The 25,470-nt window shown below is 66.3% G+C and carries 29 protein-coding genes and 1 tRNA gene; 13 read left to right on the forward strand and 17 right to left on the reverse strand.

The genetic code is table 11. The features are described 5' to 3' along the window. Positions 1 to 126: 126 nt before the first annotated feature. From ACZY0X_RS20260 to ACZY0X_RS20280, 5 genes are read left to right on the forward strand one after another with little or no spacing between them, the layout of a single operon-like run. The gene (locus ACZY0X_RS20260; protein WP_463772921.1) at positions 127 to 1,080 is read left to right on the forward strand and encodes an ABC transporter substrate-binding protein; all 954 of its coding nucleotides are present in this window, start codon (positions 127 to 129) and stop codon (positions 1,078 to 1,080) included. Between the two features lie 29 nt (positions 1,081 to 1,109). Then, a complete protein-coding gene (locus tag ACZY0X_RS20265) occupies positions 1,110 to 2,228 on the forward strand; it encodes an ABC transporter ATP-binding protein (protein ID WP_463772923.1) in 1,119 nt (372 codons plus the stop codon). Next, positions 2,225 to 2,884, forward strand: coding sequence for an ABC transporter permease (locus ACZY0X_RS20270; RefSeq protein ID WP_463772925.1), 660 nt, complete (start codon positions 2,225 to 2,227; stop codon positions 2,882 to 2,884). The genes ACZY0X_RS20265 and ACZY0X_RS20270 overlap by 4 nt, the downstream gene beginning before the upstream one ends. Next, complete coding sequence (locus tag ACZY0X_RS20275) at positions 2,881 to 3,666, forward strand: ABC transporter permease (RefSeq protein WP_463772926.1); 786 nt, start codon at positions 2,881 to 2,883, stop codon at positions 3,664 to 3,666. The genes ACZY0X_RS20270 and ACZY0X_RS20275 overlap by 4 nt, the downstream gene beginning before the upstream one ends. Next, positions 3,663 to 4,262 (forward strand): putative glycolipid-binding domain-containing protein, encoded by a 600-nt coding sequence (locus ACZY0X_RS20280; protein WP_463772928.1) that lies wholly within the window; start codon positions 3,663 to 3,665, stop codon positions 4,260 to 4,262. The genes ACZY0X_RS20275 and ACZY0X_RS20280 overlap by 4 nt, the downstream gene beginning before the upstream one ends. Here the strand turns inward: ACZY0X_RS20280 and ACZY0X_RS20285 are convergent. Then, positions 4,225 to 5,169 carry a prephenate dehydrogenase gene (locus tag ACZY0X_RS20285; protein WP_463773378.1) on the reverse strand — a complete coding sequence of 315 codons (945 nt, stop codon included), beginning with the start codon at positions 5,167 to 5,169 and terminating at the stop codon, positions 4,225 to 4,227. The two genes, ACZY0X_RS20280 and ACZY0X_RS20285, sit on opposite strands and share 38 nt — an antisense overlap. Positions 5,170 to 5,283: 114 nt before the next feature. Here ACZY0X_RS20285 and ACZY0X_RS20290 point away from each other — a divergent pair, with 114 nt between their 5' ends. The 3 genes from ACZY0X_RS20290 (at position 5,284) to ACZY0X_RS20300 (ending at position 6,422) form a co-directional block, all read left to right on the forward strand. Next, on the forward strand, positions 5,284 to 5,802 hold the full coding sequence (locus tag ACZY0X_RS20290) for a tRNA adenosine deaminase-associated protein (RefSeq protein ID WP_463772929.1): 519 nt from the start codon (positions 5,284 to 5,286) through the stop codon (positions 5,800 to 5,802). Next, entirely contained in the window at positions 5,799 to 6,251 is a 453-nt protein-coding gene (locus ACZY0X_RS20295; RefSeq protein WP_463772931.1) for a nucleoside deaminase, read from the forward strand. Before ACZY0X_RS20290 ends, ACZY0X_RS20295 begins: the two co-directional genes overlap by 4 nt. 80 nt (positions 6,252 to 6,331) lie before the next feature. Then, positions 6,332 to 6,422, forward strand: a tRNA-Ser gene (locus tag ACZY0X_RS20300). Positions 6,423 to 6,543: 121 nt separating this feature from the next. Here ACZY0X_RS20300 and ACZY0X_RS20305 read toward each other — a convergent pair. From ACZY0X_RS20305 to ACZY0X_RS20325, 5 genes are all read right to left on the reverse strand, one after another. Further along, entirely contained in the window at positions 6,544 to 7,710 is a 1,167-nt protein-coding gene (locus ACZY0X_RS20305) for a sensor histidine kinase (protein WP_463772932.1), read from the reverse strand. Next, positions 7,704 to 8,360 carry a response regulator transcription factor gene (locus ACZY0X_RS20310; protein WP_463772934.1) on the reverse strand — a complete coding sequence of 219 codons (657 nt, stop codon included), beginning with the start codon at positions 8,358 to 8,360 and terminating at the stop codon, positions 7,704 to 7,706. Before ACZY0X_RS20310 ends, ACZY0X_RS20305 begins: the two co-directional genes overlap by 7 nt. 41 nt (positions 8,361 to 8,401) lie before the next feature. Further along, on the reverse strand, positions 8,402 to 8,719 hold the full coding sequence (locus tag ACZY0X_RS20315; RefSeq protein ID WP_463772935.1) for a hypothetical protein: 318 nt from the start codon (positions 8,717 to 8,719) through the stop codon (positions 8,402 to 8,404). 213 nt (positions 8,720 to 8,932) lie between these two features. Further along, positions 8,933 to 9,712: an SDR family oxidoreductase gene (locus ACZY0X_RS20320; RefSeq protein WP_463772936.1), complete on the reverse strand. Its 780-nt coding sequence runs from the start codon at positions 9,710 to 9,712 to the stop codon at positions 8,933 to 8,935. Positions 9,713 to 9,796: 84 nt separating this feature from the next. Next, positions 9,797 to 11,662, reverse strand: coding sequence for an alpha/beta hydrolase (locus tag ACZY0X_RS20325; protein WP_463772937.1), 1,866 nt, complete (start codon positions 11,660 to 11,662; stop codon positions 9,797 to 9,799). A 131-nt stretch (positions 11,663 to 11,793) separates the two neighbouring features. On the opposite strand from ACZY0X_RS20325, the gene ACZY0X_RS20330 reads away from it, so the two are divergent. From ACZY0X_RS20330 to ACZY0X_RS20340, 3 genes are all read left to right on the forward strand, one after another. Beyond that, on the forward strand, positions 11,794 to 12,879 hold the full coding sequence (locus ACZY0X_RS20330) for an NAD(P)H-dependent amine dehydrogenase family protein (RefSeq protein ID WP_463772938.1): 1,086 nt from the start codon (positions 11,794 to 11,796) through the stop codon (positions 12,877 to 12,879). 9 nt (positions 12,880 to 12,888) lie between these two features. Beyond that, positions 12,889 to 14,127 carry a cytochrome P450 gene (locus ACZY0X_RS20335; protein WP_463772940.1) on the forward strand — a complete coding sequence of 413 codons (1,239 nt, stop codon included), beginning with the start codon at positions 12,889 to 12,891 and terminating at the stop codon, positions 14,125 to 14,127. Positions 14,128 to 14,207: 80 nt separating this feature from the next. After that, positions 14,208 to 15,092, forward strand: coding sequence for a mycobacterial-type methylenetetrahydrofolate reductase (locus ACZY0X_RS20340; RefSeq protein WP_463772942.1), 885 nt, complete (start codon positions 14,208 to 14,210; stop codon positions 15,090 to 15,092). Between the two features lie 12 nt (positions 15,093 to 15,104). Here the strand turns inward: ACZY0X_RS20340 and ACZY0X_RS20345 are convergent, their stop codons facing one another. From ACZY0X_RS20345 to ACZY0X_RS20395, 11 genes are all read right to left on the reverse strand, one after another. Further along, the gene (locus ACZY0X_RS20345; protein WP_463772944.1) at positions 15,105 to 15,998 is read right to left on the reverse strand and encodes an NAD(P)-dependent oxidoreductase; all 894 of its coding nucleotides are present in this window, start codon (positions 15,996 to 15,998) and stop codon (positions 15,105 to 15,107) included. A 3-nt stretch (positions 15,999 to 16,001) separates the two neighbouring features. Beyond that, on the reverse strand, positions 16,002 to 16,382 hold the full coding sequence (locus tag ACZY0X_RS20350) for a carboxymuconolactone decarboxylase family protein (protein WP_463772945.1): 381 nt from the start codon (positions 16,380 to 16,382) through the stop codon (positions 16,002 to 16,004). Positions 16,383 to 16,417: 35 nt separating this feature from the next. Further along, on the reverse strand, positions 16,418 to 17,008 hold the full coding sequence (locus tag ACZY0X_RS20355) for a TetR/AcrR family transcriptional regulator (protein ID WP_463772947.1): 591 nt from the start codon (positions 17,006 to 17,008) through the stop codon (positions 16,418 to 16,420). 14 nt (positions 17,009 to 17,022) lie between these two features. Further along, complete coding sequence (locus ACZY0X_RS20360) at positions 17,023 to 17,325, reverse strand: cytochrome C oxidase subunit IV family protein (RefSeq protein WP_463772948.1); 303 nt, start codon at positions 17,323 to 17,325, stop codon at positions 17,023 to 17,025. A 5-nt stretch (positions 17,326 to 17,330) separates the two neighbouring features. Further along, positions 17,331 to 17,870, reverse strand: coding sequence for a cytochrome c oxidase subunit 3 (locus ACZY0X_RS20365; RefSeq protein WP_463773379.1), 540 nt, complete (start codon positions 17,868 to 17,870; stop codon positions 17,331 to 17,333). Positions 17,871 to 17,953: 83 nt separating this feature from the next. Next, positions 17,954 to 18,730 (reverse strand): hypothetical protein, encoded by a 777-nt coding sequence (locus ACZY0X_RS20370; RefSeq protein WP_463772949.1) that lies wholly within the window; start codon positions 18,728 to 18,730, stop codon positions 17,954 to 17,956. Continuing rightward, positions 18,727 to 19,485, reverse strand: coding sequence for a hypothetical protein (locus ACZY0X_RS20375; protein ID WP_463772951.1), 759 nt, complete (start codon positions 19,483 to 19,485; stop codon positions 18,727 to 18,729). Before ACZY0X_RS20375 ends, ACZY0X_RS20370 begins: the two co-directional genes overlap by 4 nt. Before the next feature lie 86 nt (positions 19,486 to 19,571). Beyond that, on the reverse strand, positions 19,572 to 20,027 hold the full coding sequence (locus ACZY0X_RS20380) for a GNAT family N-acetyltransferase (RefSeq protein WP_463772952.1): 456 nt from the start codon (positions 20,025 to 20,027) through the stop codon (positions 19,572 to 19,574). A 30-nt stretch (positions 20,028 to 20,057) separates the two neighbouring features. Further along, a complete protein-coding gene (locus tag ACZY0X_RS20385; RefSeq protein WP_463772953.1) occupies positions 20,058 to 21,638 on the reverse strand; it encodes a PE-PPE domain-containing protein in 1,581 nt (526 codons plus the stop codon). A gap of 192 nt (positions 21,639 to 21,830) precedes the next feature. Further along, a complete protein-coding gene (locus ACZY0X_RS20390; RefSeq protein ID WP_463772955.1) occupies positions 21,831 to 22,331 on the reverse strand; it encodes a lipoprotein LpqH in 501 nt (166 codons plus the stop codon). Positions 22,332 to 22,470: 139 nt separating this feature from the next. Next, on the reverse strand, positions 22,471 to 22,914 hold the full coding sequence (locus tag ACZY0X_RS20395; RefSeq protein ID WP_463772956.1) for a lipoprotein LpqH: 444 nt from the start codon (positions 22,912 to 22,914) through the stop codon (positions 22,471 to 22,473). Positions 22,915 to 22,933: 19 nt separating this feature from the next. Between ACZY0X_RS20395 and tgt the strand changes: the two genes are divergently transcribed. Together tgt and ACZY0X_RS20405 are read left to right on the forward strand one after the other, a co-directional pair. Continuing rightward, on the forward strand, positions 22,934 to 24,178 hold the full coding sequence (gene tgt, locus ACZY0X_RS20400; RefSeq protein WP_463772958.1) for a tRNA guanosine(34) transglycosylase Tgt: 1,245 nt from the start codon (positions 22,934 to 22,936) through the stop codon (positions 24,176 to 24,178). Between the two features lie 41 nt (positions 24,179 to 24,219). Further along, the gene (locus tag ACZY0X_RS20405; RefSeq protein ID WP_463772959.1) at positions 24,220 to 25,443 is read left to right on the forward strand and encodes a cytochrome P450; all 1,224 of its coding nucleotides are present in this window, start codon (positions 24,220 to 24,222) and stop codon (positions 25,441 to 25,443) included. Positions 25,444 to 25,470 lie beyond the last annotated feature (27 nt).

The raw sequence follows: 25,470 nt of genomic DNA on the forward strand, positions 1-25,470 counted from the left end.
GAAACCCGCAATGTGGGGGTAGATCTGTTTGCGACATCGGCGTTACACGGTGATTCAAACCCCGGCACCGAGGGTGAAAGGCCGTTAGGGTCGCTCAGTGGCAAGTGACGTCGAAAGGACGTTCGGATGAATCCGGCGCGTAGCACGGTGCAACACCGAGGTCTTGCGGTCTTGGCCGCGCTTCTCCTGCTCCTCGTCGCCGCGTGTGGCAGCGCCAATCCGTTGGGCGGCGGGGAGATATCGGGCGACCTCAAGACCATCAAGGTCGGTTCGGCGGACTTCCCGGAGTCCAAGATCATCGCCGAGATCTACGCACAGGCGTTGGAGGCCAACGGTTTCGAGGTCAGTCGCCAGTTCGGGATCGGCAGCCGCGAGACGTACGTGCCTGCGGTCAAGGACCACTCGATCGATCTGATCCCGGAGTACACCGGCAATCTGCTGCAGTACTTCGACAAGGAGAACAAGGTCACCGACCCCGACGCGGTGCTGCTGGCGCTGTACAACGCACTGCCGGGCGACCTCGCGATCCTCACGCCGTCGCCCGCCAACGACCAGGACACCGTCGCCGTCACCTCCGAGACCGCCCAGAAGTGGAATCTGAAGACCATCGCCGACCTCGCCGCGCACTCACCGGAGGTCAAGTTCGGCGGGCCGTCGGAGTTCCTGAACCGCGCCGAGGGGCTGCCGGGCCTCAAGGAGAAGTACGGACTCGACATCGCACCCGCCAACTTCGTCTCGATCAGCGACGGCGGCGGTCCCGCGACCGTCCGCGCGCTCGTCGACGGAACCGTCACCGCCGCCGACATCTTCAGCACCTCGCCCGCCATACCGCAGAACAATCTCGTGGTGCTCGAGGACCCGAAGAACAACTTCCTGGCGGCCAACGTCGTTCCGCTGGTGGCGTCGCAGAAGATGTCCGACCAACTCAAGACCGTCCTGAACGCGGTCTCGGCGAAGCTGTCCACCGAGGCACTCGTCGAGATGAACACCGCCACATCCGGCAACAGCGGCATTGATCCCGATGAAGCGGCCCGGAAGTGGATCCAGGACAACGGATTCGACAAACCGCTTTCAGGTTAGGGGATATCGGCTATGGGGAATGATCTGCCGTGATCGCATTCGAGGGCGTCACCAAGCGGTACCCGGACGGCACCATCGCCGTCGACGATCTGACACTGCAGGTGCCCGCCGGCACGCTGACGGTGTTCGTCGGCCCGTCCGGATGCGGTAAGACCACGTCGATGCGGATGATCAACCGGATGATCGAGCCCTCCTCGGGCACGCTGACCGTCGACGGCAGGGACGTCACCAAGGTCGACGCGGTCAAGCTGCGGTTGGGCATCGGCTACGTCATCCAGAGTGCGGGACTCATGCCGCATCTGAAGGTGATCGACAACGTGGCCACCGTGCCGGTGCTCAAGGGCGAGTCCCGCCGCACCGCACGCAAGAACGCGTTGGGCGTGCTCGAGCGTGTCGGCCTGGACCCCAAGCTCGCCAACCGGTACCCGGCACAGCTTTCGGGCGGTCAGCAGCAGCGCGTCGGTGTGGCACGGGCGCTGGCCGCGGACCCGCCGATCCTGTTGATGGACGAGCCCTTCAGCGCGGTCGACCCCGTGGTGCGCGAGGAGTTGCAGACCGAGATCCTGCGGCTGCAGAGCGAACTGCGCAAGACCATCGTCTTCGTCACGCACGACATCGACGAGGCCATCACCCTCGGTGACAAGGTCGCGGTGTTCGGGCCTGGCGGCGTGCTGCAGCAGTACGACGCACCCCAACGCCTGCTGTCCAATCCGGCCAACGACTTCGTCGCAGGCTTCATCGGCGCCGACCGCGGATACCGCGGGCTGCAGTTCGCCAAGGCCAACGACCTGCCGTTGCACGATATCCGGACGGTCGACGAGGCCGGTATCGACGCCCTGGAACTCGCAGCGGGCGACTGGGCTCTGGTGATCAGGCCCGACGGGTCGCCGTATGCGTGGATCGACAGGGACGGGGTGGCGTTGCACAGGAGCGGGAATTCCTTGTACGACAGCTCGATCGCCGGTGGCTCGCTGTTCGTCCCCGACGGCACACTGCGGCTGGCGATGGATGCCGCGCTGTCGTCCCCGTCGGGGCTGGGAGTCGCCGTCGACGGGAACAAGCAGGTGATCGGCGGCGTCAGCGCCGATGACGTCATCGAGGCACTGAAGGCGCGCCCCCGCGATCCGTGGGGGGAACAGGCTCGGTGAACTACCTCCTCACTCACCTCGATGACGCGTGGGAGCTGACGCTCATCCACCTGTGGCTGTCACTGGTGCCGTTGGTGCTGGGACTGCTCATCGCGGTGCCGCTCGGCGCGCTGGTGCACCGCACCACGTTGCTGCGCCGGGTAACCACTGTGACCGCCAGCATCATCTTCACCATCCCGTCGCTGGCGCTGTTCGTCGTGCTTCCGCTCATCATCCCCACCCGGATCCTGGACGAGGCCAACGTCATCGTCGCGCTGACGCTCTACACCGTCGCGCTTCTGGTACGGGCCGTGCCCGAGGCGCTCGACGCCGTGCCGGCCGCGGTCCTCGACGCCGCGACGGCCATCGGCTACAGGCCGCTGACCCGGATCCTCAAAGTCGAACTGCCCCTGGCCGTCCCGGTCCTCGTCGCGAGTCTGCGTGTCGTCGCCGTCACCAACATCTCGATGGTGTCGGTGGGCTCGGTGATCGGCATCGGCGGTCTCGGCACCTGGTTCACCGAGGGCTACCAGGCCGACAAGAGTGACCAGATCATCGCGGGCATCATCGCCATCTTCGTCGTCGCCGTCGTGGTGGACACCCTGATCATGCTGGGCGGCAAGCTCGCGACACCATGGGCGCGCACAGGTGGCAAGGCGAAGGTGGGCGCCCGATGAACTTCCTGCAACAGGCGCTGTCCTTCATCTTCACCGCCGAGAACTGGGCCGGGCCCGCGGGGCTGACCGCGCGCGTCCTCGAGCACCTGCAGTACACCGCCGTCGCGGTGCTGTTCTCGGCGCTGATCGCCATCCCGATCGGCATGATCATCGGACACACCGGCCGCGGCACATTCCTGGTCGTGACCGGCGTGAACGCCCTGCGCGCCCTGCCGACCCTCGGCGTCCTGCTGCTCGGCGTGCTGCTGTGGGGGCTCGGGCTGATCCCGCCGACCGTCGCGCTGATGCTGCTGGGCATCCCGCCGTTGCTGGCGGGCACCTACTCGGGTATCGCGAACGTCGACCGCGCGGTGGTCGACGCCGCGAGATCGATGGGCATGACGGAATCAAGGGTGCTCCTGCGCGTCGAGGTGCCCAATGCGTTGCCACTCATCCTGAGCGGACTGCGCACGGCGACACTGCAAATCGTCGCGACGGCCACCGTTGCTGCATATGCGAGCCTTGGAGGTCTCGGCCGCTACCTCATCGACGGCATCAAGGTGCGCGAGTTCTACCTCGCTCTGGTCGGGGCGTTGACGGTGACGGCGCTGGCGCTGATCCTGGACGCCGCGCTGGCCTTCGCGGTGTGGTTGTCCGAGCCGGGGACCGACCGCATGCGGCGGATGCCGCAGCCGTTCATCGCCGATGAGATCGCACTGGAGAGCGCTACCTCATATCGATCCGGGGCCAGTTCCCAGGGTGGCTACGAACGACGGGGCGCGTCGCCTACGGTAGAGGAGTGAGTGCAGAAGCCCGCTCCAAGGAATCCGAGGGCACGTGGCCGGCAGTCCTGACGTGGCGAGCGCACGACATGTCCAGGATGGAGTCCGTCCGGGTCCAGCTCGCGGGGAACCGCGTCAAGGCCTACGGCCGGATAGTCGCCGCGGCAACCGCGTCGCATCCCGCCTTCAGCGCCTCGTATGACCTGATCACCGATGAGACCGGAGCCACCAAGAGGCTGTCCCTGACGGTCACTCTTGCCGAGCGCGAGCGCCAGCTGTCCATCGCCCGGGACGAAGAGAACATGTGGATGGTCCAGGACCACCAGAACCAGACCAGCCGGGCGGTCTACGAGGGCGCGTTGGACGTCGACGTCATCTTCAGCCCGTTCTTCAACGCACTGCCGATCCGGCGCACGGGGCTGCACAAGAAGGCCGAGACCGTGTCGCTTCCTGTGGTCTACGTGCGCGTGCCCGACCTCTCGGTGGACCTCGAGGTCACCACTTACTCGAACGACGGCAAGCGGTTGAGGCTGAAGTCCCCGGTCGCCGACACCACCCTCACCGTCGACTCCGACGGGTTCATCCTCGACTATCCAGGACTGGCAGAGCGGATCTGATCACGCCACCCGCGCGGCCTGCGGCGGCCAGCTCGTCGCGCCAGTCGGGCGCACCGATCGTCGTCGCCAGGATCTGTGGGCGACTGAAGCTGTCGTAACGCATCCGGGCCGCGTGCCCTGTCTCGACCAGTTCTGCGACCGAGCCCGTGCTGGCAAGACCGTCGCGGGCCTGGGAGAGCAGCTCGATGGCCCGGTTCAGCGAGCCCAGCAGCTGCTCCGAGTTGGCCTCGCACATCGCCCGCACCAGATCGGGCGCGGTGGCCGCGACCCGGGTGCCATCCCGGAACGATCCCGCTGCCAGCGAGAACGCCAGCGGCACGTCTCCCGCCGTCACGGCGAGCGCCTCGGCGAGCATGTGGGGCAGGTGCGAGATGACGGCGGCCGCGGTGTCGTGTTCGTCGGAGCGGGCCGGGACGACGAAGGCACCGCAGTCCAGCGCCAGGTGCATGACCGTCGCCCACACCTGCGGGTCCACGTCGTCGTCGACGCTGATGACCCACGGTGCTCCGGCGAACATCCGGGTGTCACCGGCGGCCCAGCCGGACTGCGCCGTGCCGGCCATCGGGTGTCCGCCGACGAAGCGAGCCGCCAGGCCGTGACCTTGGACTGCCTGCAGGACAGCACCTTTGACACTGGTGACATCGGTGAGCGCGCAGTCCGGCGCGGTTGCGTGAATGTGCTCGAGCATGATGGGCAGTGCCGGCACCGGAACGGCCAGCACAATCAAGGCGTCGGCCAGCGCGGCCCGGGTCAGCACGTCATCGAGGGCATCTGAGGCGTCGAACCCATCGAACCGCGCCGCCTCGACGCCGTCGATGGAGCGGTTGTAGCCGAACACCTCGCGGCCGGCGGCTTTGCCAGCCCGCATCAGGGAACCGCCGATCAGTCCCAGGCCCAGAACACACACCGGTGATGTCACGTTCCAAGGTTGGCACATCCTTGGCTGATGTAGTCCACCGAAGTCGCTGGGCTTGACCTCGCCGCTGGTCAAAGGCCCACATCTGGGACTAGCGTCTACTTCATGGGAGCACAGCGCGCACAGGCGAAGAACCAGGCCGCCGACCTCCCGGAAGGCTTCGGTGTGGCGGTCGTCCGGGAGGACGGCAAGTGGCGTTGTTCGGCGATGCGCCCTGCGGCGCTGACCAGTCTCAGCTCAGCCGAGACCGAACTTCGCGAGCTACGCAGCGCTGGGGCGGTCTTCGGGCTGCTCGACGTCGACGACGAGTTCTTCGTGATCGTGCGACCCGCTCCGGCCGGTACGCGCCTGTTCCTGTCCGACGCGACGGCGGCGCTGGAGTACGACATCGCCGAAGAGGTGCTCAAGAAGCTCGACGGTGACATCGACCTCGACGATCTGGACGACGAGAACCCCTTCGAGGAGGGTGATCTCGGAGTGTTGGCCGACATCGGGCTGAGCGAGAGCGTGCTGAGCATCATCCTGGACGAGGACGACTACGCCGACGAGCAGCTCGCCAGGATCGCCCAGGAGATGGGCTTCGCCGACGAGATGTTGGCAGTGCTGGACAAACTCGATCGGTGACCGCCGACGAGCAGCTGATCCGTAGCGCGCTCGAGGCCGCCGCAGCCGCAGGTCCCCGTGATGTGCCGATCGGGGCGGTGGTGTTCTCCGCAGATGGCATCGAACTGGCCCGCGCCGTGAACGCCCGGGAGCAGTTGGGCGATCCGACCGCGCACGCCGAGATCCTGGCGATGCGGGCGGCCGCCAGCGTGCTTGGCGACGGCTGGCGCCTCGAGGGCACGACCCTGGCGGTCACCGTGGAGCCCTGCACCATGTGCGCGGGAGCGCTGGTGATGGCCCGGGTAGGGCGGGTGGTGTTCGGGGCGTGGGAGCCCAAGACCGGTGCGGTCGGCTCGCTGTGGGATGTGGTGCGCGACCGTCGGCTCACTCATCGCCCAGAGGTTCGGGGTGGGGTTTTGGAGGAGGAATGCGCCGCGCCGCTGGTGGAGTTCTTCGCGCGCCAGCGGTGAGCGCTTGCGCGAACAGCCGAGGGCTGGCGATGAGCCGGGCGATTATGGGCTCCGGCCGGGTTCCCGGTAGGCTGCCCCACGGTGGCGTGTCCGAGCGGCCTAAGGAGCACGCCTCGAAAGCGTGTGACGGGTAACCCCCGTCCGAGGGTTCAAATCCCTCCGCCACCGCCATAACCGCCCTCCTGTTCACTCAGGTAAGGGCGGTTTTTGCGTCGGTGTTCCGGCGTTTGTGAATCTGGCGACGTTTCGGGGCGGATTTCGTCGTGAGATTCACAATCGGTGCGCCCGTCCGTCAGTCCACCGCGTCGTCGGCACTGAGATTGACGCGGGCCGTCAATCCACCGTCCGGGTTGGCGCTCAGCGTGAGTACGCCACCGTGGGCCGTCGTGATCGCCCGCACGATGGACAGGCCAAGGCCGGACCCGCTGGCTCCGGGCGTGTTCAGCCGAGTGCGGGTGCCGCGTCGGAACGGCTCGAGAAGATCGGCCAGCCCCTCGCTGTCCAACTGGGGGCCGGTGTTGCGGACCGCAAGGCTGGTGCCGTCGGTCTCGACATGCACTGTGCCGCCAGGGTGGTTGTAGGCGATCGCGTTGCTGATGAGGTTGCGCACGAGATGGGGGAGAAGCACGGGGTCGCCGTGGACGCAGGCAGGTTGCCGTTGCACGTGAATCGACACCTCAGCAGCCCGGGCGGTCTCGGCGGCTGCTTCGATTTCGTGGATGACGACGGCGGCGAGGTCGACCGGCTCGTAGGAGCCCAGGCCGTGCTGTCCCCGCGCGAGAAGCAGTAGAGAGTCGATCAGCTTCTCGCTACGGCGGTTCGCCACGAGCAGTTCATGGCGGACCTGCTCGATGTCAGCGGGGCTCGGGTCGCGTAGCCCGATCTGGATGAGTGTGCGTTGGATCGCCAGCGGTGTCCGCAGTTCGTGGGAGGCATTGGCGACAAAGCGACGCTGAGTGTCGAACGCCGACTGCAGCCGATCCAGCAGCTTGTCGAACGTTTCGCCCAATTCGGTCAGTTCGTCGCGAGGGGCGCCGGCATTCAGTCGCTCGTCGAGGTTGGCCGCGCTGATGCGACGAGCCGTGGTCGTCATCTCGTGCACCGGCCGCAGCAACCGCGCAGCTGTCCACCAGCCGACCACGGCTGCGAACAGGGCGGCCGCGACCAGCGCGACACCGGACCAGATCAGCTGCTGGCGGGCTGCCGCGTCGCGAACCTCTCGGCTCACCGCGGTGACGGTGAGGGCATTCATGGGTTCGAACCCCACGTCGTCGCCAATGGGTTGCGCCGGCATCCACTGCACGGGTGCTGAGACGCTATCGGCGATCGCCAGTACCTGGGCGTCGGTGCCCTGTCGAGTGAGTAGGTACACCGCACCGAGCAGTACTGCACCCAGGGCGAAGAACGCGCAACCGAAGACGATCGCGACGCGAGTGCGAATAGTCCAGCGTCTCAACACAGTTGGTATCCGCTGCCGGGCAGTGTGCGGATCGGGTCGGGAGTGCCGAGCTTGGTGCGCAGCTTGCTCATGGTGACGCGTACCGCGCTGGTGAATGGGTCGGCGTGCGCATCCCACACCCGTTCGAGCAGTTGCTCGGCACTGACCACCGCACCGTCAGCCTCCATCAACACGTGCAGAACTCCAAATTCCTTGACTGTCAAGGACAACAGGCGCCCCTCGCGTTCGGCATGTCGACGCGCGGTGTCCATGGTGATGCCAGCGCGAGTCAGCAGGGGTGGGGTCATCACGGCTGTTCGCCGGGCGAGGGCCTGGATACGCGCCACCAGCTCCTGGAACTCGAAGGGCTTGCACAGGTAGTCATCAGCGCCCAAACGCAGTCCGTCGACGAGATCTTCGAGCGTGCCGGAGGCCGTGAGCATGATGATCCTGGTGCGCACACTCGATGTGGCCAGCCAGCGGCACAGCGTGTCACCGTGCACCTCGGGCAAGTCGCGGTCGAGGACGACCACGTCGTAGGACGTCAGCTCGATCAAATCGCGGGCGGCGCTGCCGTCGAGCGCGACATCGACTGCCATGCCCTCACGACGCAGTCCCACCGCCACCATTCGGGCCATGACGGGTTCGTCCTCGACCACCAGTATCCGCAAACCGTGCTCCTACCCGTCGAATGCTGGGCGCTCGTGAGTGTCTAGCGACAGTCTCCACTGACGATGATGGTCTCGGCGGGCACGCTGTTCACATCGACGTCGGTGGGTAGCGGCGCGGTCGGCATGAAGTCCGCCGGGGCTGCTGGCAATGCTGGGATGACGCACGGACAGATGTCGTTGGTCTGGGCGTCGGGCAACTGCAGACAGGTGACGTCGTCCGCGGACATCGTTGGTCCACCGCGTGGCATCACGTCGGCGCCGGGAGTCTGCGCGGTGGCGATGGCACTGGGCGTGAGAAGCGTCAGCGCCGCGACTGTCAGGGTGGTGGACAGGCGTCGTGTGTGTCGTGCAACTCGCATGGTTTCGTCCCTTTCGACTGTGTGGACAGCCGTCGATGGCTGCCTGGGCACAGTCCACCAAAACCCCTGTTTCGCCAGGGTTTCGCGGCGAGTGGGAATCTGGCGACGTTTCGGGGCGGATTTCGTCGTGACGTTCACAATCGGTGCGTCGCAGAAGCACGAAACCCCGGCCAGCGCAGGCGCGGCCGGGGTCTCGCTAGGTCATTGAGGGAGTCAGCCGGCGTCGGGCGCCTTGCCGACGGCCCGACGGATGCGGGGAGACAGCTGCACCACCTCGGTCACCACGGACGGGTTCGCGAATGCGGTGGTGACGAGCGATACCAGCGTGTTCGCGACGTCTCGCAGCGCCGACATCTGCTCGGGTAGCTGACCGTGTGCGACCCACGACTTGAACAGCACGGACAGCAGGTCGCGGTCGACACCACGGAGTATCTCGGTGTCCTCGGTCGGGCCGACGCCGACCCTGATGAGCGACAGTTCGGGGTGCTCGCTGCGCCAGGAGTGCAGGATCTCGTCGAGCGCCGCCTTGCTGGCGCCGTACGCGGCGACACCGGCGCGGGGCCGTCCGACGTCGTGGCTCGAGGCGATCAGCGCGACACCGTTCTCGGACAGATACGGCAACGAGGCACGCAGCACGTTGTTCGCGCCGAGCGTGTTCACGTTGAAGGCATGCACCCACGTCGAGACGTCGGTGTCCTCGATGCGGGCGAACGGCACGGCAGTGCTGGTGAACACCACGGCGTCGAGACCGCCCAGGGCGTCGACCGCCTCGGCGACCACCCGGGTGATCGCCACGGAGTCCTCAACATCGAGTTCGAACGCGAACCCGCCGATGTCCTCGGCCAGCTGCTTGAGCAGATGCGTGCGACGGGCGGCGACGGCCACCGTCGCGCCACGCTGGGCGGCACTGGTGGCGACGGCGTGGCCGATTCCCGACGACGCCCCGACAACCAGCAGGCGAAGCCCGGCGGCATCGGCATGTTGAGTACTCACTGGTGACCACCTTCGGGGGGCTGGCGTTTCTATTCAGACGTCACCATAGATCGTCAGGCAAGGGCTGCCTAAGTTGGCCGCTAGTTAAGCGCTCAGCGCCGCCAGTCGGGGGTCGAGACTGGGGATCGCGGTCGGCGCCGACTCGGCGAACATCAGCGGCGTCCGCGACGACGATCCGGCCGGGGCTGGCGCGCCGATGACGACACCCTTCGCGATGCCCCGCGGGGTGACGATGTCGATCGTCGACCCGGGAACCAGGTCGTCACCGATATTGGTCTCGCCCTCGAACCACTGGTTGAACCAGGTTGCGGCGAGGTACTCGACGGCAGGCGGGTTGATCGGCCGCGGGATGCCGGCGACCACGTAGGCGACGAACTGGATCAGGGGATTGCCGCCGAGCATCGAGTCCATGTGCACGCCGCCCTTGAGGACGACGCCGTTGTAGCGGCCCGGACGTCCCTCGTTGAGCGATTCGTTGACGTTGCTCACCGAGTTGAACAGGTTCCAGGGGGCGCCGATCTCGCGGATCGGAATGTAGTGGCCGCCGGCTGCCTCGTAGGCGTCGAGCTTGTCGATCGTATCGGCCAGCGTCGTCCCGGTCGGCACACCGTCCAGGGTGATGACCCCGACCAGATTGTCGGCCTCGCCCTTGTCCACGAGATATCCCGCCACGCCCGACACCAGCTGGCCGCCCAGCGAGTGACCCGCCAGGCCGAACTTCTGCGGCAGCGCGGCGGTCGCCGGGTCGAGTCCGTATCGGGTCGCGAAGCCCGCGGCGATCGCGCTCTTCGTCAGCGCCTCACGGTCACCGACGAAGAGGTCGGCGATGGCCTCGGCCATGCCGTCGCCTCCGAGCCAGCGGTCGTCCCCGGCGAAGAAGTTCGACGGCAGTGTCGGGGTCACGACGATGCTGTTCGTCGCCTCGGCGAGATGGGCAGCGGTGTAGCTGTACATCGGGCCGAGCGCCATGAACCCGTGGCTCAGCAGGATCATCCGCTCCGGCGGCACGTCACCCTCGGGGTAGTACCAGTTGGCCGCCACGCGTTGTCCGGTGCTCAACGTGATCGTCGAGCTGCGCACGGTGACGGTGCTGTTCGGGGGTAGCACCGGCGGCCCGGTGACGAGCGCCTCGAGGGCCTGGAAGGTGTTGATCGCGAAGGATCCGACGGTCACGACGATCGAGCCGATGACCGCGCCGATCGCTGATCCGATCGCATCGAGCACTGACAGTGGCCTCGGTGGAGGCGCGATGGTGGTGGAGACCGCGGCCTCCGACATCCGTGTCTCGGTCAGACTCGCGATCGAGAGCGATTGCTGCCCGGCAGTCTTGGCGAACTTCTCGACGATGGTCACGGCAGGTTCGACGCCGGGGGCCGGCTCCTCGACCGCGGCGGTGGCTTCGAGTTCCACCTTGTCGGCGGGTTTGACCTCGGGAGGCGTGACGACGGCGACCTGCTGCTCGACGACGGTGTCCTTCTTCGGGGTGACGGGCGTCGGCGTCGGCGTCGGTGCCACGTCTGCGGGGTCGTCGATGATGAGTTCGGGTTCCTCGAGCGCCTCCGGCGGCGATGTGGGCTCCTTGGCCGCTGGCTTCCCGGACTCTGGCTCCGTGACCTTCTCGGGGGTGTCCGCGTCGACGTCGGACGACACGTCCGGCGCTGGCTTCTCGGGTTTCTCGGCCTTCTCCGGCTTCTCGGACTTGTCCGGCTTGTCGACCTTCTCGACCTTGTCTGCAGTGTCTGGCTTCTTGGGCTTGTCGACCTTGCCGACCTTGTCGACCTTGTCGGACTTCGAACTCGACGAATCCGATGACGAATCCGATGACGAGGACGAACTCGGTCCCGAGTCGGACCCTGGGTCTGCCGTCGCCACCGCGGGTCCGGCGAAGAAGGCCGCGGTGACACCCGCGGTGACGAAACCGGCTCCCACCCACGCCGACAACTGCTGCATGACACCCCTGACCGTCGTACCGGATCGTTCGAAGTCTCGATCCTGGCAGGGGCCGCGGTCGGGTGAGGGTGCTTTCGTCTGGTTCAGCAACGTGGGCAACTTGGAACAAAGATTAGGTTACGGTGATTCCGATGTCCGATGAGGCGGAGTACCCCATGCGTGTTGTGGTCTGGTCGACGGGAGGAGTGGGCTCGGTCGCGATCGACGCTGTGCATCGTCGACCGGATCTCGAACTGGTTGGTGTGTGGGTGCACTCGCCGGAGAAGGTGGGTGCGGACGCCGGCGTGCTGGCGGGCGGTGCCCCGATCGGCGTGACGGCCACTGACGACGCCGACGCGCTCATCGCACTGGCGCCCGACTGCGTGGTGTACGCGGCAAGCGGGCCCGAGCGTGACGCGGCGGCGGTGCCGGACTACGTCAAGCTGCTCGGCGCGGGGATCAATGTGGTCTCCACATCGTCGACCAGCCTGGTGTTTCCGCCGTCGTACCACGCCCCGCAGTGGCGCGAACAGCTCGAATCCGCCGCCGAGACGGGGAACGCCTCGCTCTACGTCTCGGGAATCTTCCCGGGTTTCGCCTCCGACCAGCTGGCACTGCTCATGACGACGCAGTCCAAGTCCATCCGCACCATCAAGGTCACCGAGGTCGCGCTGAACGACCACTACCCGGTGGCCGACGTCATGATGGACGGCATGGGGTTCGGCCGCCCTCTCGACTTCGAGCCGCTGCTCAAGACGCCCGGTTTCATCGAACTGGCCTGGAAGGCGCCCATTGCGTTGATCGCCGAGGGGCTCGGTGCGGAGGTCACCGAGATCCGCGGTTCGCTCGACCGCAGGCTGACCGACCGGGACATCGAGGTGGCCTTCGGCACCATCCCCGCAGGGACGTGTGGCGCGGTCTGCACCCGAGCGGCGGGCGTCATCAATGGGCGAGAGGCGATCGTCGTCGAGCACATCATCCGAATGGCACGCGATGTGGCACCGGACTGGCTGAGTTCGGAGCACGACGCGACCTACCGCGTCGACATCGAGGGCGTTCCCGACATCCACTGCGAGATGACGATGGGTGCCGCGGCGGGCCACGGTGCCGGTCATGCGGCGATGGCCGCCACCGCCATGCGGGTCGTCAACGCGATTCCGTACGTGGTCGATGCGAAGTCCGGTCTGCTCAGCTCGCTGGACATGTCAACGACGCTGCCCCGCTACGTGTTTCAGTAGGAGTCCTTCATGACGGAGCCGATCGCGACCGACGAACTATCGCAAGGCGTCAAGGACGCGCAGGCGAGGTTCGACGCGGGAATGGGAGCCGACGGCGACGCATCGCCCTACCCGATGTTCGCCGACCTCAGGGCGGCCGCGGCGGTTCATCCCGGGTGGCCCGAGATGGGGATCCTCGATAACCCGGCCGAGGGCCAGCAGATCTTCTCGGCGTACACCTTCGACGCCGTCAAGGCCGTCTTCACCGACAACGAGACGTTCAGCACGCGCTGCTATGAGGCGATCGTGCGGCCGCTGCAGGGGCCGACCATCCTGGAGATGCAGGAACCCGAGCACGCGGTCTACCGCAAGCTGCACGAGTTCGCCTTCGCGCGGTCGTCGATGCGTCGGTGGGAGGCCGAACTGGTGCGCCCCCTCGTCGAGCGCACCGTGGGCAGGATTCGGGACAGGAAGCGGGCCGACCTCGTCGAAGAGGTCTTCATGCCGATACCGGTCAGGGTTATCGCGGCACTCATCGGACTACCCGAGGGCGACATTCCCGAGTTTCACCGCCTGGCGATCGACCTGCTTGGATTCCACTCCGACATGGACAGCGCGCTCAGGGCGTCAGAGAAACTGCGCGAGTACTTCGTCGGCATCCTCGCCGACCGCAGGCGCGAACCGCGCGATGACATGGTCACCGTCCTCGCCGGAGCCGATATCGACGGTGTCACGATGTCCGACGAGCAGATCTACGGCTTCATGCGCAATCTGCTGCCGGCCGGTGCCGAGACGACGTCACGTTCCACCGCGAGCCTGGCGCTCGGGCTGCTGACCCATCCCCAACAACTGGCAGCCGTCGCAGCCGATCGCGGACTGCTCCCACAGGCGATCGAGGAGGGCATCCGCTGGGAGACACCGCTTCTCAACTTCATGCGGGAGGCGACGCGCGACGTGGAGTTCTTCGGACTCCGTATCCCGGAGGGGTCGACAGTCTCGGTCAACCTCGGCAGCGCGAACCACGACGAGGCCAGGTGGGATCGCGCACAAGAGTTCGACATCTTCCGGGATCGTAAGCCACACATCGGGTTCGGGCACGGCGCCCATGTCTGCCTGGGCATGCACCTGGCGCGCCTGGAATCCATGATGATCTTCAACACGCTGCTCGACCGGCTGCCGGGGCTTCGGCTGGACCCCGACGCAGCGGCACCGTTCGTCTCGGGAACCTACTTTCGTTCTCCACAGCATCTCCAGGTCGTCTGGGACTGAGCGCCCCGTGGGGTCCCGGCGCAGTGTCGTCGGGTAACGTCCACCGCTGCGGACGAGTGACGTATATGAGGAGTTTCGACGTGGCATTGAACACCATCGCGCTCGAACTCGTCCCCAGCAACGTCGAGCGTGGCGCCGCGTACCCGGTCGAGGAGGCGCGCAAGGTTCTGGCGCTGTCGGCCTCATCGGGTATCTCGGGTCGGATCGGTCACGTGATGATCCCCGGGATGATCGAGGAGGACGACGACCGGCCCATCGACATGAAGCCCAAGCTTGACGTCCTGGACTACTGGTCGCTGATCAAGCCGGAGATGCCGGGCGTCAAGGGGTTGTGCACGCAGGTCACGTCGTTCCTGGGGGAGGATGCGCTGCGTGACCGGCTGACCGTGTTGCGCGAGGCCGGTTTCGACGGTATCGCGTTCGTCGGCGTGCCACGCACCATGGCCGATGGTGAGGGTGCGGGCGTCGCACCGACCGACGCGCTGTCGATGTTCGAGGGTGTGGTGCCCAACCGCGGTGCCATCCTCATCCCCACCCGCGACGGCGAACAGGGCCGATTCGACTTCAAGTGCCGGCAGGGCGCCACGTACGGCATGACGCAACTGTTGTACTCCGACGCGATCGTGGGTTTCCTGCGCGACTTCGCCAGGGACACCGATCACCGGCCCGAGATCCTGCTGTCGTTCGGGTTCGTGCCGAAGATGGAGTCCAGGGTCGGCCTGATCAATTGGCTGATCCAGGATCCGGGCAACGCCGCCGTCGCCGCCGAGCAGGACTTCGTCAGGTCGCTGGCGGCCATGGAGCCCGCCGACAAGCGCCGCGCGATGATCGACCTCTACAAGCGGGTGGTCGACGGCGTCGCCGACCTCGGCTTCCCGCTGAGCATTCACTTTGAGGCCACTTACGGGGTGTCCGCTCCGGCGTTCGACACGCTCGCGGAGATGTTGTCGTACTGGTCGCCGTGACGTCGCATCCGGCTAGGGTGTCCGACCGTCGACGACGACGCCCGCTGCCTCCTCGAGGGGTTTGACGATCGAGGTGAAGTCCGACCCGGGGCCCTGGGTGTCCATCGTCGACTCCCACAGTGCCGCAACCGCATCCGCGACCTGGGTGCGCAGGCCAAGCGAGTGGGCCTCCTCCAGGTAGAGCCGGACGTCCTTGACCATCAACCCCGTCGCGAAGCCGTAGTCGAAGGTGCGGGGCAGCACGGCGCGAGGGAACTTGTCGCGGCTGGCGTGGGTGCCGCCGGAACCCGCGTTGAGGACGTCGATCATCACCTGCGCGTCGAGCCCGGCCTTGACGCCCATGACCATCGCCTCTGCCGTCGCGGCCAGCGCCGTCGCTGCGAGGAGGTTGTTCACCAGCTTCATGGTCTGTGCGGCACCGGGTTTCTCGCTGACCAGGATCGGGCGGCCGATGGCCTCTAGCGCGGGTTTGACGATGTCGAACTCGGTGCGGGCCCCTGACACCATGACCGCGAGCGTGCCGTTCTGCGCACCTGCCACACCGCCGCTGACGGGGCTGTCCAGCGCGGCGATGCCAGCGTCGGCCAGAGTGCCGTGAATGCGTTGTGCCACATCACGCCCCACCGTTGAGAGGTCCACGAAGCGGCGAACGCGGCCGCCCGCGACGACGCCGTCGGCGCCCGTCGCGACATCGAGCGAGGCTTGTAGCGACGGCAGGCTGGCGAGCACCGTCTCGGCGCGGTCGGCGACATCACGCACGGAGGCGCCCTGCGCAGCGCCCACCGCGACGGCACCGGCCACCACGTCGGGACGGGCGTCGAACACCACGACGTCATGCCCGGCGTCAACGAGGCGCCGCATCATGGGAAAGCCCATGTTGCCCAGGCCGATGAACCCGATGTCCATCGGCTACTCGCCGTCGATCTCGGCGAACACCTCGCGGGCCAGGCGAAAGCTGTCCACCGCGGCGGGCGCGCCGGCATAGACGCCCACCTGCAGGAAGACCTCGCGGATCTCCTCCCGGGTGACACCGTTGTTGAGTGCACCCCGGATGTGGGTCCGCAGTTCGTGCGGACGGTTGAGGACGGCGATCATCGCCAGATTGAGCATGCTCCGGGTCTTGAGTTCCAGGCCGTCGCGGCCCCACACCGCGCCCCAGCAGTACTCGGTCAGCAGATCTTGCAGCGGTTTTGAGAACTCATCGGCATTGGCGGTGGCCTTGGCGACGTAGGCCTCTCCGAGCACTGCCGTGCGGATCTCGCGTCCCCTGTCGTACGTTTTCTGGTCCATGAGTCCACCATTTCACTCCGGACGTGCGTCGGGTGTCAGTCGCGCCGCTCGAGCACCCGTTCGGTGATGTGGCTGAGCGTGACGCGCAGAGTCTCGTCGTCGATATCGTTCACCAGCGGGTTGATCACCGATCCGGCGATGGCCGCTGACATCACCGCCGCGGTGACCCGGGCCTCGATGTCGTCGTGTTCATCGAGCAGGACGCCATAGAGGCGGCTGAGGAAGTGCGCGAACGGCTCGTGTGCGCCGAGCAGTCGCACGATCACCGGGTCGTTGACCAGTGTGCCGATCCACTTGCGTCGCGTGACTGCCACCGCGATGACCTTGTTCAGCAACACCTTTCGGCCGTTGAGCGGATCCGGATCGGCCTCCGCGGCCGCCAGTGGATCCTCGAGCGTGGCCAGTTCGCGGTCGGTCATCGCGATGACGATCTCGTTCTTGGTGTTGAACTGGTGATACACCGCGGCCTTGCTCACCCCGATGGCGTCGGCGATCATCTGAAGCGACGTGCCGCCGACGCCGTGATCGCCGATCAGGTCCATCGCGGCGTCGAGGACGCGGTGCTGAGCGGCCGTCCTGGCAATGCTGCCCAAACGGTGCTCCGGGGTGGTGGGCGCTTCTGGCACGGCATTCACGATAGTCAGTACAGGTAGATGACGAGAACGCCGAGCCACAACGTGGCCAGCCAGCCGTCGGTGGCCAGCCTCAACCACTGGGGCGCGGTGCGGACCTCCATGAAGTAGCGGATGATCATGCGGCTCTTGATGAATCCCAGTGCGATCACGGTGATGGAGATCCACGTGCTGGCCGTCGCGACGCCGGCGGAGTGATCGGGTGCCAGCCACCATGACGCGACGGTTATCGCGGACAGCACCACCCAGGCGTAGGTGATGGCGCGGCTGGCGTGCTCGGTGCTCGCGGTGGTGGTCGGTGCGGTGGTCATGGGTGTCACCTCAACACGTAGAGCAGGGCGAAGATGGCGATCCACAGCAGGTCGATCAGGTGCCAGTAGATGGCGCCGGACTCGACCATGGACAGCCGGCGCTTGCGCGGATTGCGCAACTCGCGGACCACGACCCCGAGGATGATCAGGCCGAGGGTGACGTGGAACAGGTGGACGCCGGTGAGCATGTAGTAGAACGTGAAGAACTCGTTGGTCGACATGGTGTAGCCGGCCATGAGCTCGGTCGCCCACTCATAGGCCTTGATGGCAATGAACAGCGCCCCGAACGCCCCGCCGCAATAGGTGAGGCGGATGGCTCGTCGGTGATCTCCTGCGCGCACGGCCAGCACGCTGCGCGCGATGAACCAGGAGCTGGTCAGCAACACGACGGTGTTGACCACGCCCACGGTGATGTTGAGGTGTTGCTGTGAGGTGATGAACAGCTGCGGGTTCATCGCGCGGTGGATCATGAAGATGATGAAGTACGCGCCGAAGATGACCATGTCGCCGAGCACCATGATCCACATGTGGTGGTCGCCAGGCATGTGCGGTTGAGGGTGCGCCACAGCGCCTTCGGGCTTCGCCGTGTTCAACAGGTCTTGGGTTGGTGCGGTCTGCTCGGCGTTCGTCATGGCAGCGGCGCCTCATCGACGGGCTGGTTCTGGGTGGCCTGCTTCAGGAACATGATGACGGCCGATAGCCACACACCGAAGATCACCGTGCCCATCCAGAAGGAGATCGAGCCGTTCCATGCGAACGCCCCGGCCTTCGACACGAACACCGCGACTGCCATGACTTCGGTGACGATCTGCCAGACGCTCACGTAGGCAAGCCATTTCGGGAAGATCTCGTTGCGGTCGTAGAGAATCGCGACAGCCATGGCGAAGTAGGCCGCGGTGAAGCAGCCAAGCGAGCCGACGTAGGACAGCAGGCCCAGGTCGTAGAGCAGCGCAAGCTGCTCGGGGTCCCGGTCGGGGCGGAATGTGGCGACCAGGAAGAGGCACGCGACCAGCAGGCAGCCCGGTAGCGCGCCGACCGCCATGCCGCCCATGTAGGCATAGGCCATCACCGACCCGCTCGTCATGCGCTTCATATGGAAGACCACGATGCCGTTGGCGATGCCCGCGCCGCCGACGATGAGGATCAGTGCGCAGAAGCCGATCTGGATGGTGGTGGCGTGCTGGCTGAAGAAGTCGACCATCTGGGACTGCGTGATGTCCGGCCGAGGTGGTGGCATCACCCGCGCGAGCGCGAAGAAGATCACCCCGAACGCGGCGTAGAACGCGGGCACGATCCAGAAGACGAGCCAGACATCCCGCTTACCCGCTGCGGGTGGCCTTGCCGGGCCCCGGGTTTCGGTGCCCTGAGTGCCGTCAACGGGAGCGGGCGTCGCGACCTCGGTCATGCGGTGATGCCCTCCTTGACCGCTTGACGGTGCAGTGCGGCGCGCAGCACGAAGAACATGACGACCACGAACGCGGCGTACGCACCGTTGCGCAGCCAGAATGAGATGAGACCGTCCCAGGCCAGCGGACCCGTACGGAACGCACCGGCCAGGGCGGCGGGCGCGATCGCGACAGCGGTGGCAATGGAGAAGTGCCCGACCCAGCGCGGGAACACGGGCTCGTGCGCGGTGTCGCTCGTTCCCGTGTCGAAGTAGACCGCGAGGCCGAGCAGCAGATTCTGGCCGACGATCATGCCCACCGGCGCGATGAACACGATCCACGCCATGTCGTTGAGAAGCATGATCAGTTCGGGGTTGCGTTCGGGCCGGAAGGCGGCGACGAGGAAGAAGACGTTGGCAAGCGCGAATATCGTTGCGCCACTGACGGCGGCCGTCAGGAAGCAGTAGGCGAAGACATGGCTCTGGGTGGCCATCCGCTTCATTTGCACCACGATCACCATGAAGAACGGGATCAGCATCACGCCGCAGAGGTCGTAGGTCACCATGCTGAATCTGATGGCGGCGGTGTTCTCGGCGTAGAACGCCGCCACCTGTTCGGCGCTGAGTTCCGGGGACAGTGGCGGTGTGAAACCGCGGAAGGCGAAGAACGCGACCACGTAGATCAGCAGGAACACCGGCGCAGCCCACAACGCGACCAGCTGGGTCTTGACGTTGGCAGTCTTCGGAAGGTCCTCGGCCTCGGCGAGTATCTGCATCGCACCTCTTCTCCGCATGGCCGGCCTTGCCGATCGGCTACTTGCGACGCTAGCCGATCGGCTAGTGGGGATGCAACGGTCAGGCGCTAGGTGATCGTCTTGCGAAAGAAGACCCGCCGATATCCGTCCTCGTCGCCGCGACCCGCCTCCACGTAGCCGCGCCGCGGGTAGTAGTCGAGGTTCTCAGTCATCGCTTCGTTCGTACTCAATCGGACCTGCGTGACCCCGAGTTCGGCGGCATCGAGTTCGGCGCGCTCCAGAAGGCGTCGACCGTGACCGGCGCCCTGGGTCTGCGGCGCGACGGCGACGGTTTCGATGACGACGTGATCGGCGTGGGGCACCACAACGATCAAGGCGACAACCGAGGAACGGTCGTCGATCACCCAGACGCGGGCCGTGCCCACCAGGGCCGCGTAGTCGGCGAGCATCGGGGCCGGCGGCTTGCCGATCCGGTTGACGTACAGCGTGAATGCCTCGTCGACGAGTGTGGCGATCGCGCTCACATCGGCGGCGGTCGCGCGGCGTAGTACCGGTTCGATCACCAACCCGACGCTAGTGCGTGGCCCGGGCGGCTAGGCCGCGGCGTCCTTGCGGTCGTTGTCGGAATCCGGTGCGGACGTCTTGGTGTCGGGCTTGGTGTCGGGTTCAGAGACCTTGGTCTCGGGCTCGGTCTTCGGCTCGGTCTTCGGCTCGGTCTTCGGCTCGGACTTCGGCTCGGTCTTCGGCTCGGTGATCGATCCGGTGCTGGTGGCCGGCGCCTTGGTGGCACTGATCGGGGTGACCTTGTTGCCGTTCGACGTCAGCTTCGGTTTCAGGCCCTCGGTGCTCGAGAGCTTTGTCGGCTCTGCCTCCGTCGCCTCTGCGTCAGCTGGATCCGCCTCGGGGGCCTCCGTGACTTCGGGGGCTTCCTCCGGAGTTTCCCCATGAACCACAACGGGTTTGGGGTCGGAGACCTCGAGATCGGTGCCCTCGGTGACCTGCAGCGCGGTGAAGTCGCTGTCGTGCAGTTCGGGAATCGCCGACGGAGACGCCGACGGCGAGGGGGCCACGGCGATCGACTTCGAGTCGGCGGCAAGGGACTTCGCGGCCAGTGCGGTCTGCCCGCCGGAGAGCAGGTTGGTCATCCCCTCCTGGAAGTTCATCAGCCCCTCGTGCAGGGCGCCCGGCACTGCGAGCAGCGCCTTGATGATCCTGTCGGGGGGAGTGAAGAGCGAGAACGGTGTGTTGACATTGGCGTTCGCGTACGTGCGATCGGTGTAGCCCATGTCGATCAGGACTCGCAGCAGCGGTTCGATGGCGCCGAGGAACGGTTCAGTCAACAGCGACAACTGCAGCATCGAAGACAGTTCCCGTATCGGTCCCAGCAGCGGCAGGTGTGGGTTGCGGTAAAGGATGTAGGTGTCGGTTCCGCCGGCGCTGTTCACGACCTCCTTCTCCAGGTGCGGCGTGGTCTCGGGATCGATGGCGTCGTAGTACCGATCTGGATGTCCGTAGCGGAGCGAGAGCGCCGAGTTGAGAATCGCGAGCGGGTTGAAGTACGCCGGAAAGTCCCCGAAGACGTCGTACTCGATCGCGTGATAGGTCGTGTCGTATCGGGTCGGCTGGCTGGGGCCCATTGGGTCGATGATGAAGGGGATGAAGAGTCCGGGGAAGCGGCTATAGAAGCCGCCGTTGGGTGCGAACGGTGACGCAATCATCACGAACGTCAGTTGATCCGCCGACGGCGCACCGTTGGGACCGACCGGTCGGGCCTGCAGATCGCGCCGAACACGTTCGGCGACCAGGCTTCCCTCCGAGTAACCGGCGACGATTAGATGCGCCTCGCCCGAATGCGCTGTCAGCGCGAGGTGCATGGCAGGCACACCGGCGTTGCGGCTGCCCGCGAGGTCATAGTTCGCCGGGTAGTGCACGCCCTCGTAGTCGTAACCCGTGGGCTGCACCGTTGCACTGAGCTTCTGCTGCACACGCTCACCCAGGGTATCGCCGCGTCCGCCCGCACCGATGACGGTGTTGGTGAGCGCCACCATGGCGTCCATGACGGTGGTGTTGGTCGCGTGCCCCAGGACCAGTGCGCCGGACATACCGACCGCTGTGACGAAGACCAGTGCGGTGTCACGCGCCCTGCGGTTTCTGCCGTTGTGATTCCGCGCCACAAAACGCCCCCACTCCCGATGCTGCGCGACCCTGCGCGAATCGGACACTACGCCTGGTCACAGGCGGTTGTGGTGTGGTTTGGCGGGATTCACGCGGTCAGTTGGTCAAGCGCGCACAGGTGGTGCGGACACGATGACGGCGGCGCCCCGATGGGACGCCGCCGCCTCGTTACATGCCTGTTGTTGCCCGGGTCAGGGGCAGGTGACCTCAATCGCGAAGGGCTTGGTGACCGGGGCCATCGGGTTGGCCATGTCGATGCCGGTCGCGTTGCCGGAGATCGTGTAGGTGTTGCCGTCCTTCGTGGCGGTGGCATCACCCGCGCCGGCGCCGACGGCCAGCGTGACGCCGTTGACGTTGCCCAGGCCGACCGAGGTGACGGTGGGCGAGTCGCCCTCGCTGATCACGGCGGCGATGCCGGTGGCTGCCTCACCGATCGCGATGTTCATGTTGCCGCCCATGGCGCTGCACACAACGGTTCCGTTGACCTGCTGGTCCTGGCCGTCGATGGTGACCTTCGTGCCGCCGGGTGCGGCTGTGGCAGTTGGGGATTCGGCCGCGGACGTCGTGGCCGTGGCCGAGGTGGCCTCGGTTGTGGTGGTACTCTCCGCCGACTTGTCGCCCGACGAACAGCCGGACAGGCCAGCGATCAGAACGGCCGCACCACCCACAACGACGAGAAATCCAGTCTTCACAACGATCTCCTTCGGTAAGTGTGACCTGTCAAGATCAACAAGCCATCTCTCGTACTATGGCCCGCTGCTGATCTGCGGTCATGGGAATGCGTGAAAAATCCGGCAGCCGGTGCCAACTTGTGGCTCGCTGTTCAACGAGTCAGCACGTGGCCGTGATCGTGAAGGAGCCGGCGGACCGGAAGCTGGGGTCGGCGGTGAGAAAACCGTCGGCCTTCCCCGAGATGTTGTACGTCCGACCGGTCATCGTGACGGTGGCCTCGCCTCCGAGTCCGGCGTTGTAGCTTCCTGTGAAGCCGGCGAGGTTGTTGAGGTTCACAGACTGGGCGGTCAAGCCGTCCTTGTTCGACACCACGCTGATCGATCCCGACTTATCGTCACCGGTCGTGATGGTGACCACTGATCCGGCGGTGGTGCAGGACACGGCGTCGGTGGTGCCCGCGTCGGTGTCGTTGACGGTCACAGTGGCGGTCCCGACGGGGAGGGCGCCGGGCTCGTTCTCGGCTGGCGGTGGCGACGAGCACGCGGTCATAGAGCCGGCCACGAACACCATTGTGAGTACCGCGATCGCGGGGGCTGTACGCATGGTGTGAGAATCTACAGCGGTGAGCGCGCCGTTGAAACCGTACTTCGAGGTCGGGGCGCAGTTGCCCGATCGGGCCGGTCGGGTCGGTGTCATCCACACCCCGCACGGTGACGTCCACACCCCGGCGTTCATCGCGGTGGGCACCCAGGCCACGGTCAAGGCCGTCCTGCCCGAGGCGATGAAGGGTGTTGGGGCACAAGCGGTTCTGGCCAACGCGTACCATCTCTACCTGCAACCGGGGTCTGACGTCGTCGATGAGGCGGGCGGCCTCGGCGCGTTCATGAACTGGCCGGGACCCACGTTCACCGACAGTGGCGGCTTCCAGGTGATGTCGCTGGGCGTTGGCTTCAAGAAGGTGCTGGCGATGGACGCCTCGCGCGTGCAGGCCGACGACGTCATCGCCGAGGGCAAGGAGCGTCTGGCGCACGTCGACGACGATGGCGTGACGTTCCGATCGCACCTGGACGGTTCGACCCACCGGTTCACCCCCGAGGTGTCCATCGGGATTCAGCATCAACTGGGTGCCGACATCATCTTCGCGTTCGACGAACTCACCACGCTGGTCAACACCCGCGCCTACCAGGAGCAGTCGGTGCAGCGCACCCATGACTGGGCGGTGCGCTGTCTGGCCGAACACCGTCGGCTCAGCGTGGAACGTGCCGACAAGCCCGCGCAGGCGCTCTTCGCCGTCGTGCAGGGCGCGCAGTACGAGGACCTGCGCCGCAAGGCGACCCGCGGCCTGGTGTCGATCGGGGAGACGTCCGGGCCCGCGGAGGGGCTGAGCTTCGACGGATACGGCATCGGCGGCGCGTTGGAGAAGCAGAACCTCGCGACCATCGTCGGCTGGGTCACCGACGAGCTGCCCGACGACAAACCGCGTCACCTGCTCGGCATCAGCGAACCGGACGACCTGTTCAACGCCGTCGCGGCAGGCGCGGACACATTCGACTGCGTGTCGCCGTCGCGGGTCGCCCGCAATGCGTCGATCTACTCCGCGACGGGCCGGTACAACATCACCGGCGCCCGCTACAAGCGCGACTTCACCCCGCTGGACCCCGAGTGCGACTGCTACACCTGCGCGAACTACACCCGGGCCTACATTCGGCACCTGTTCAAGGCCAAGGAGATGCTCGCGTCGACGCTGTGCACGATTCACAACGAGCGCTTCGTGATCCGCCTGGTCGACTCGATCCGGGACTCGATCACGGCCGGTGACTTCGATGAACTCCGCGAGCACGTTCTGGGGCGCTACTACTCGAGCTAGCGGGCCGACACAGCACTCTTGCACGCGTGCACAATAAGAGCATGACGACGACCGCCGAGGCGCAGACGCTGGTGATGCAGCTGCTCGATCCGTCGGCCCGAGCCAACCCCTACCCGTTGTACGAGCAGATCCGTGAGCATGGCCCGCTGCACATGCCGGACAGCCGGCTCACCGTGTTCTCGTCCTTCTCCGACTGCGACGAGGTGCTACGCCACCCGGCCTCGGCCAGTGACAGCATGAAATCGTCTGTCGTACAGGAGCAGATCGCCCAGGGTGCCGAGATGCGGCCGCTGGGGCCACCGGGGTTCCTGTTCCTCGACCCGCCGGACCACACCCGGCTGCGAGGCCTCGTCAGCAAGGCGTTCGTGCCGAGGGTTGTCAACGCGCTGGAACCCGATATCACCGTGTTGGTCGACGGACTGCTGGACTCCATCGAGCGCCGGGGCTCCTTCGACGTGATCGCCGATCTGGCGTACCCGCTCCCGGTCGCGGTGATCTGCCGACTGCTCGGCGTGCCGATCGAGGACGAGCCCGAGTTCAGCCGCGCCTCGGCGCTGTTGGCCCAGGGGCTCGACCCGTTCAGCACCCTGAACAGTGAGGATCCCGAGCGTGTCGAGAAGCGCCAGGAGGCGGGCCGGTGGCTGCGGGAGTACCTGCGTGGCCTCATCGATGTGCGGCGCGGTGCGCTCCGCGAGGACCTGATCTCGGGTCTGATCGCCGCTGAAGAGGGCGGTGACCAGCTCACCGAGGAGGAGATCGTCGCGACATGCAACCTGCTGCTGATCGCGGGACATGAGACCACGGTCAACCTGATCGCGAATGCCATGCTGGCGATGCTGCAGGAACCGTCGCTGTGGTGTGCACTCGCGGACGACCCGAGCCGGGCGGGGGCGGTGGTCGAGGAGACGATGCGGTATGACCCTCCGGTGCAGCTCGTCATGCGAATCGCCAGCGAGGATATGACGATCGGGGACTTTTCCATTCCGAAGGGCGACAGCATGCTGCTGCTGATCGCCGCCTCTCACCGCGATCCCGCGGTGGCCGAGCGGCCAGATGAGTTCGACCCCGGCCGAGCGACCATTCGACACCTGGGCTTCGGCAAGGGGCGGCACTTCTGTCTCGGTGCCCCACTGGCCCGGCTGGAGGCCTCGGCGGCGCTGTCGGCAGTGACGACCCGCTTCCCGAACGCGCGCATCGCCGGTGAGGCGGTCTACAAGCCCAACCTGACGCTGCGCGGGCTGGCCTCACTGCCGGTCACCGTCTAGCGATTTCGGCGCGTTTTCCGTCGCTCA

The sequence above is a fragment of the Mycobacterium sp. IDUB_39 genome (assembly GCF_055419205.1).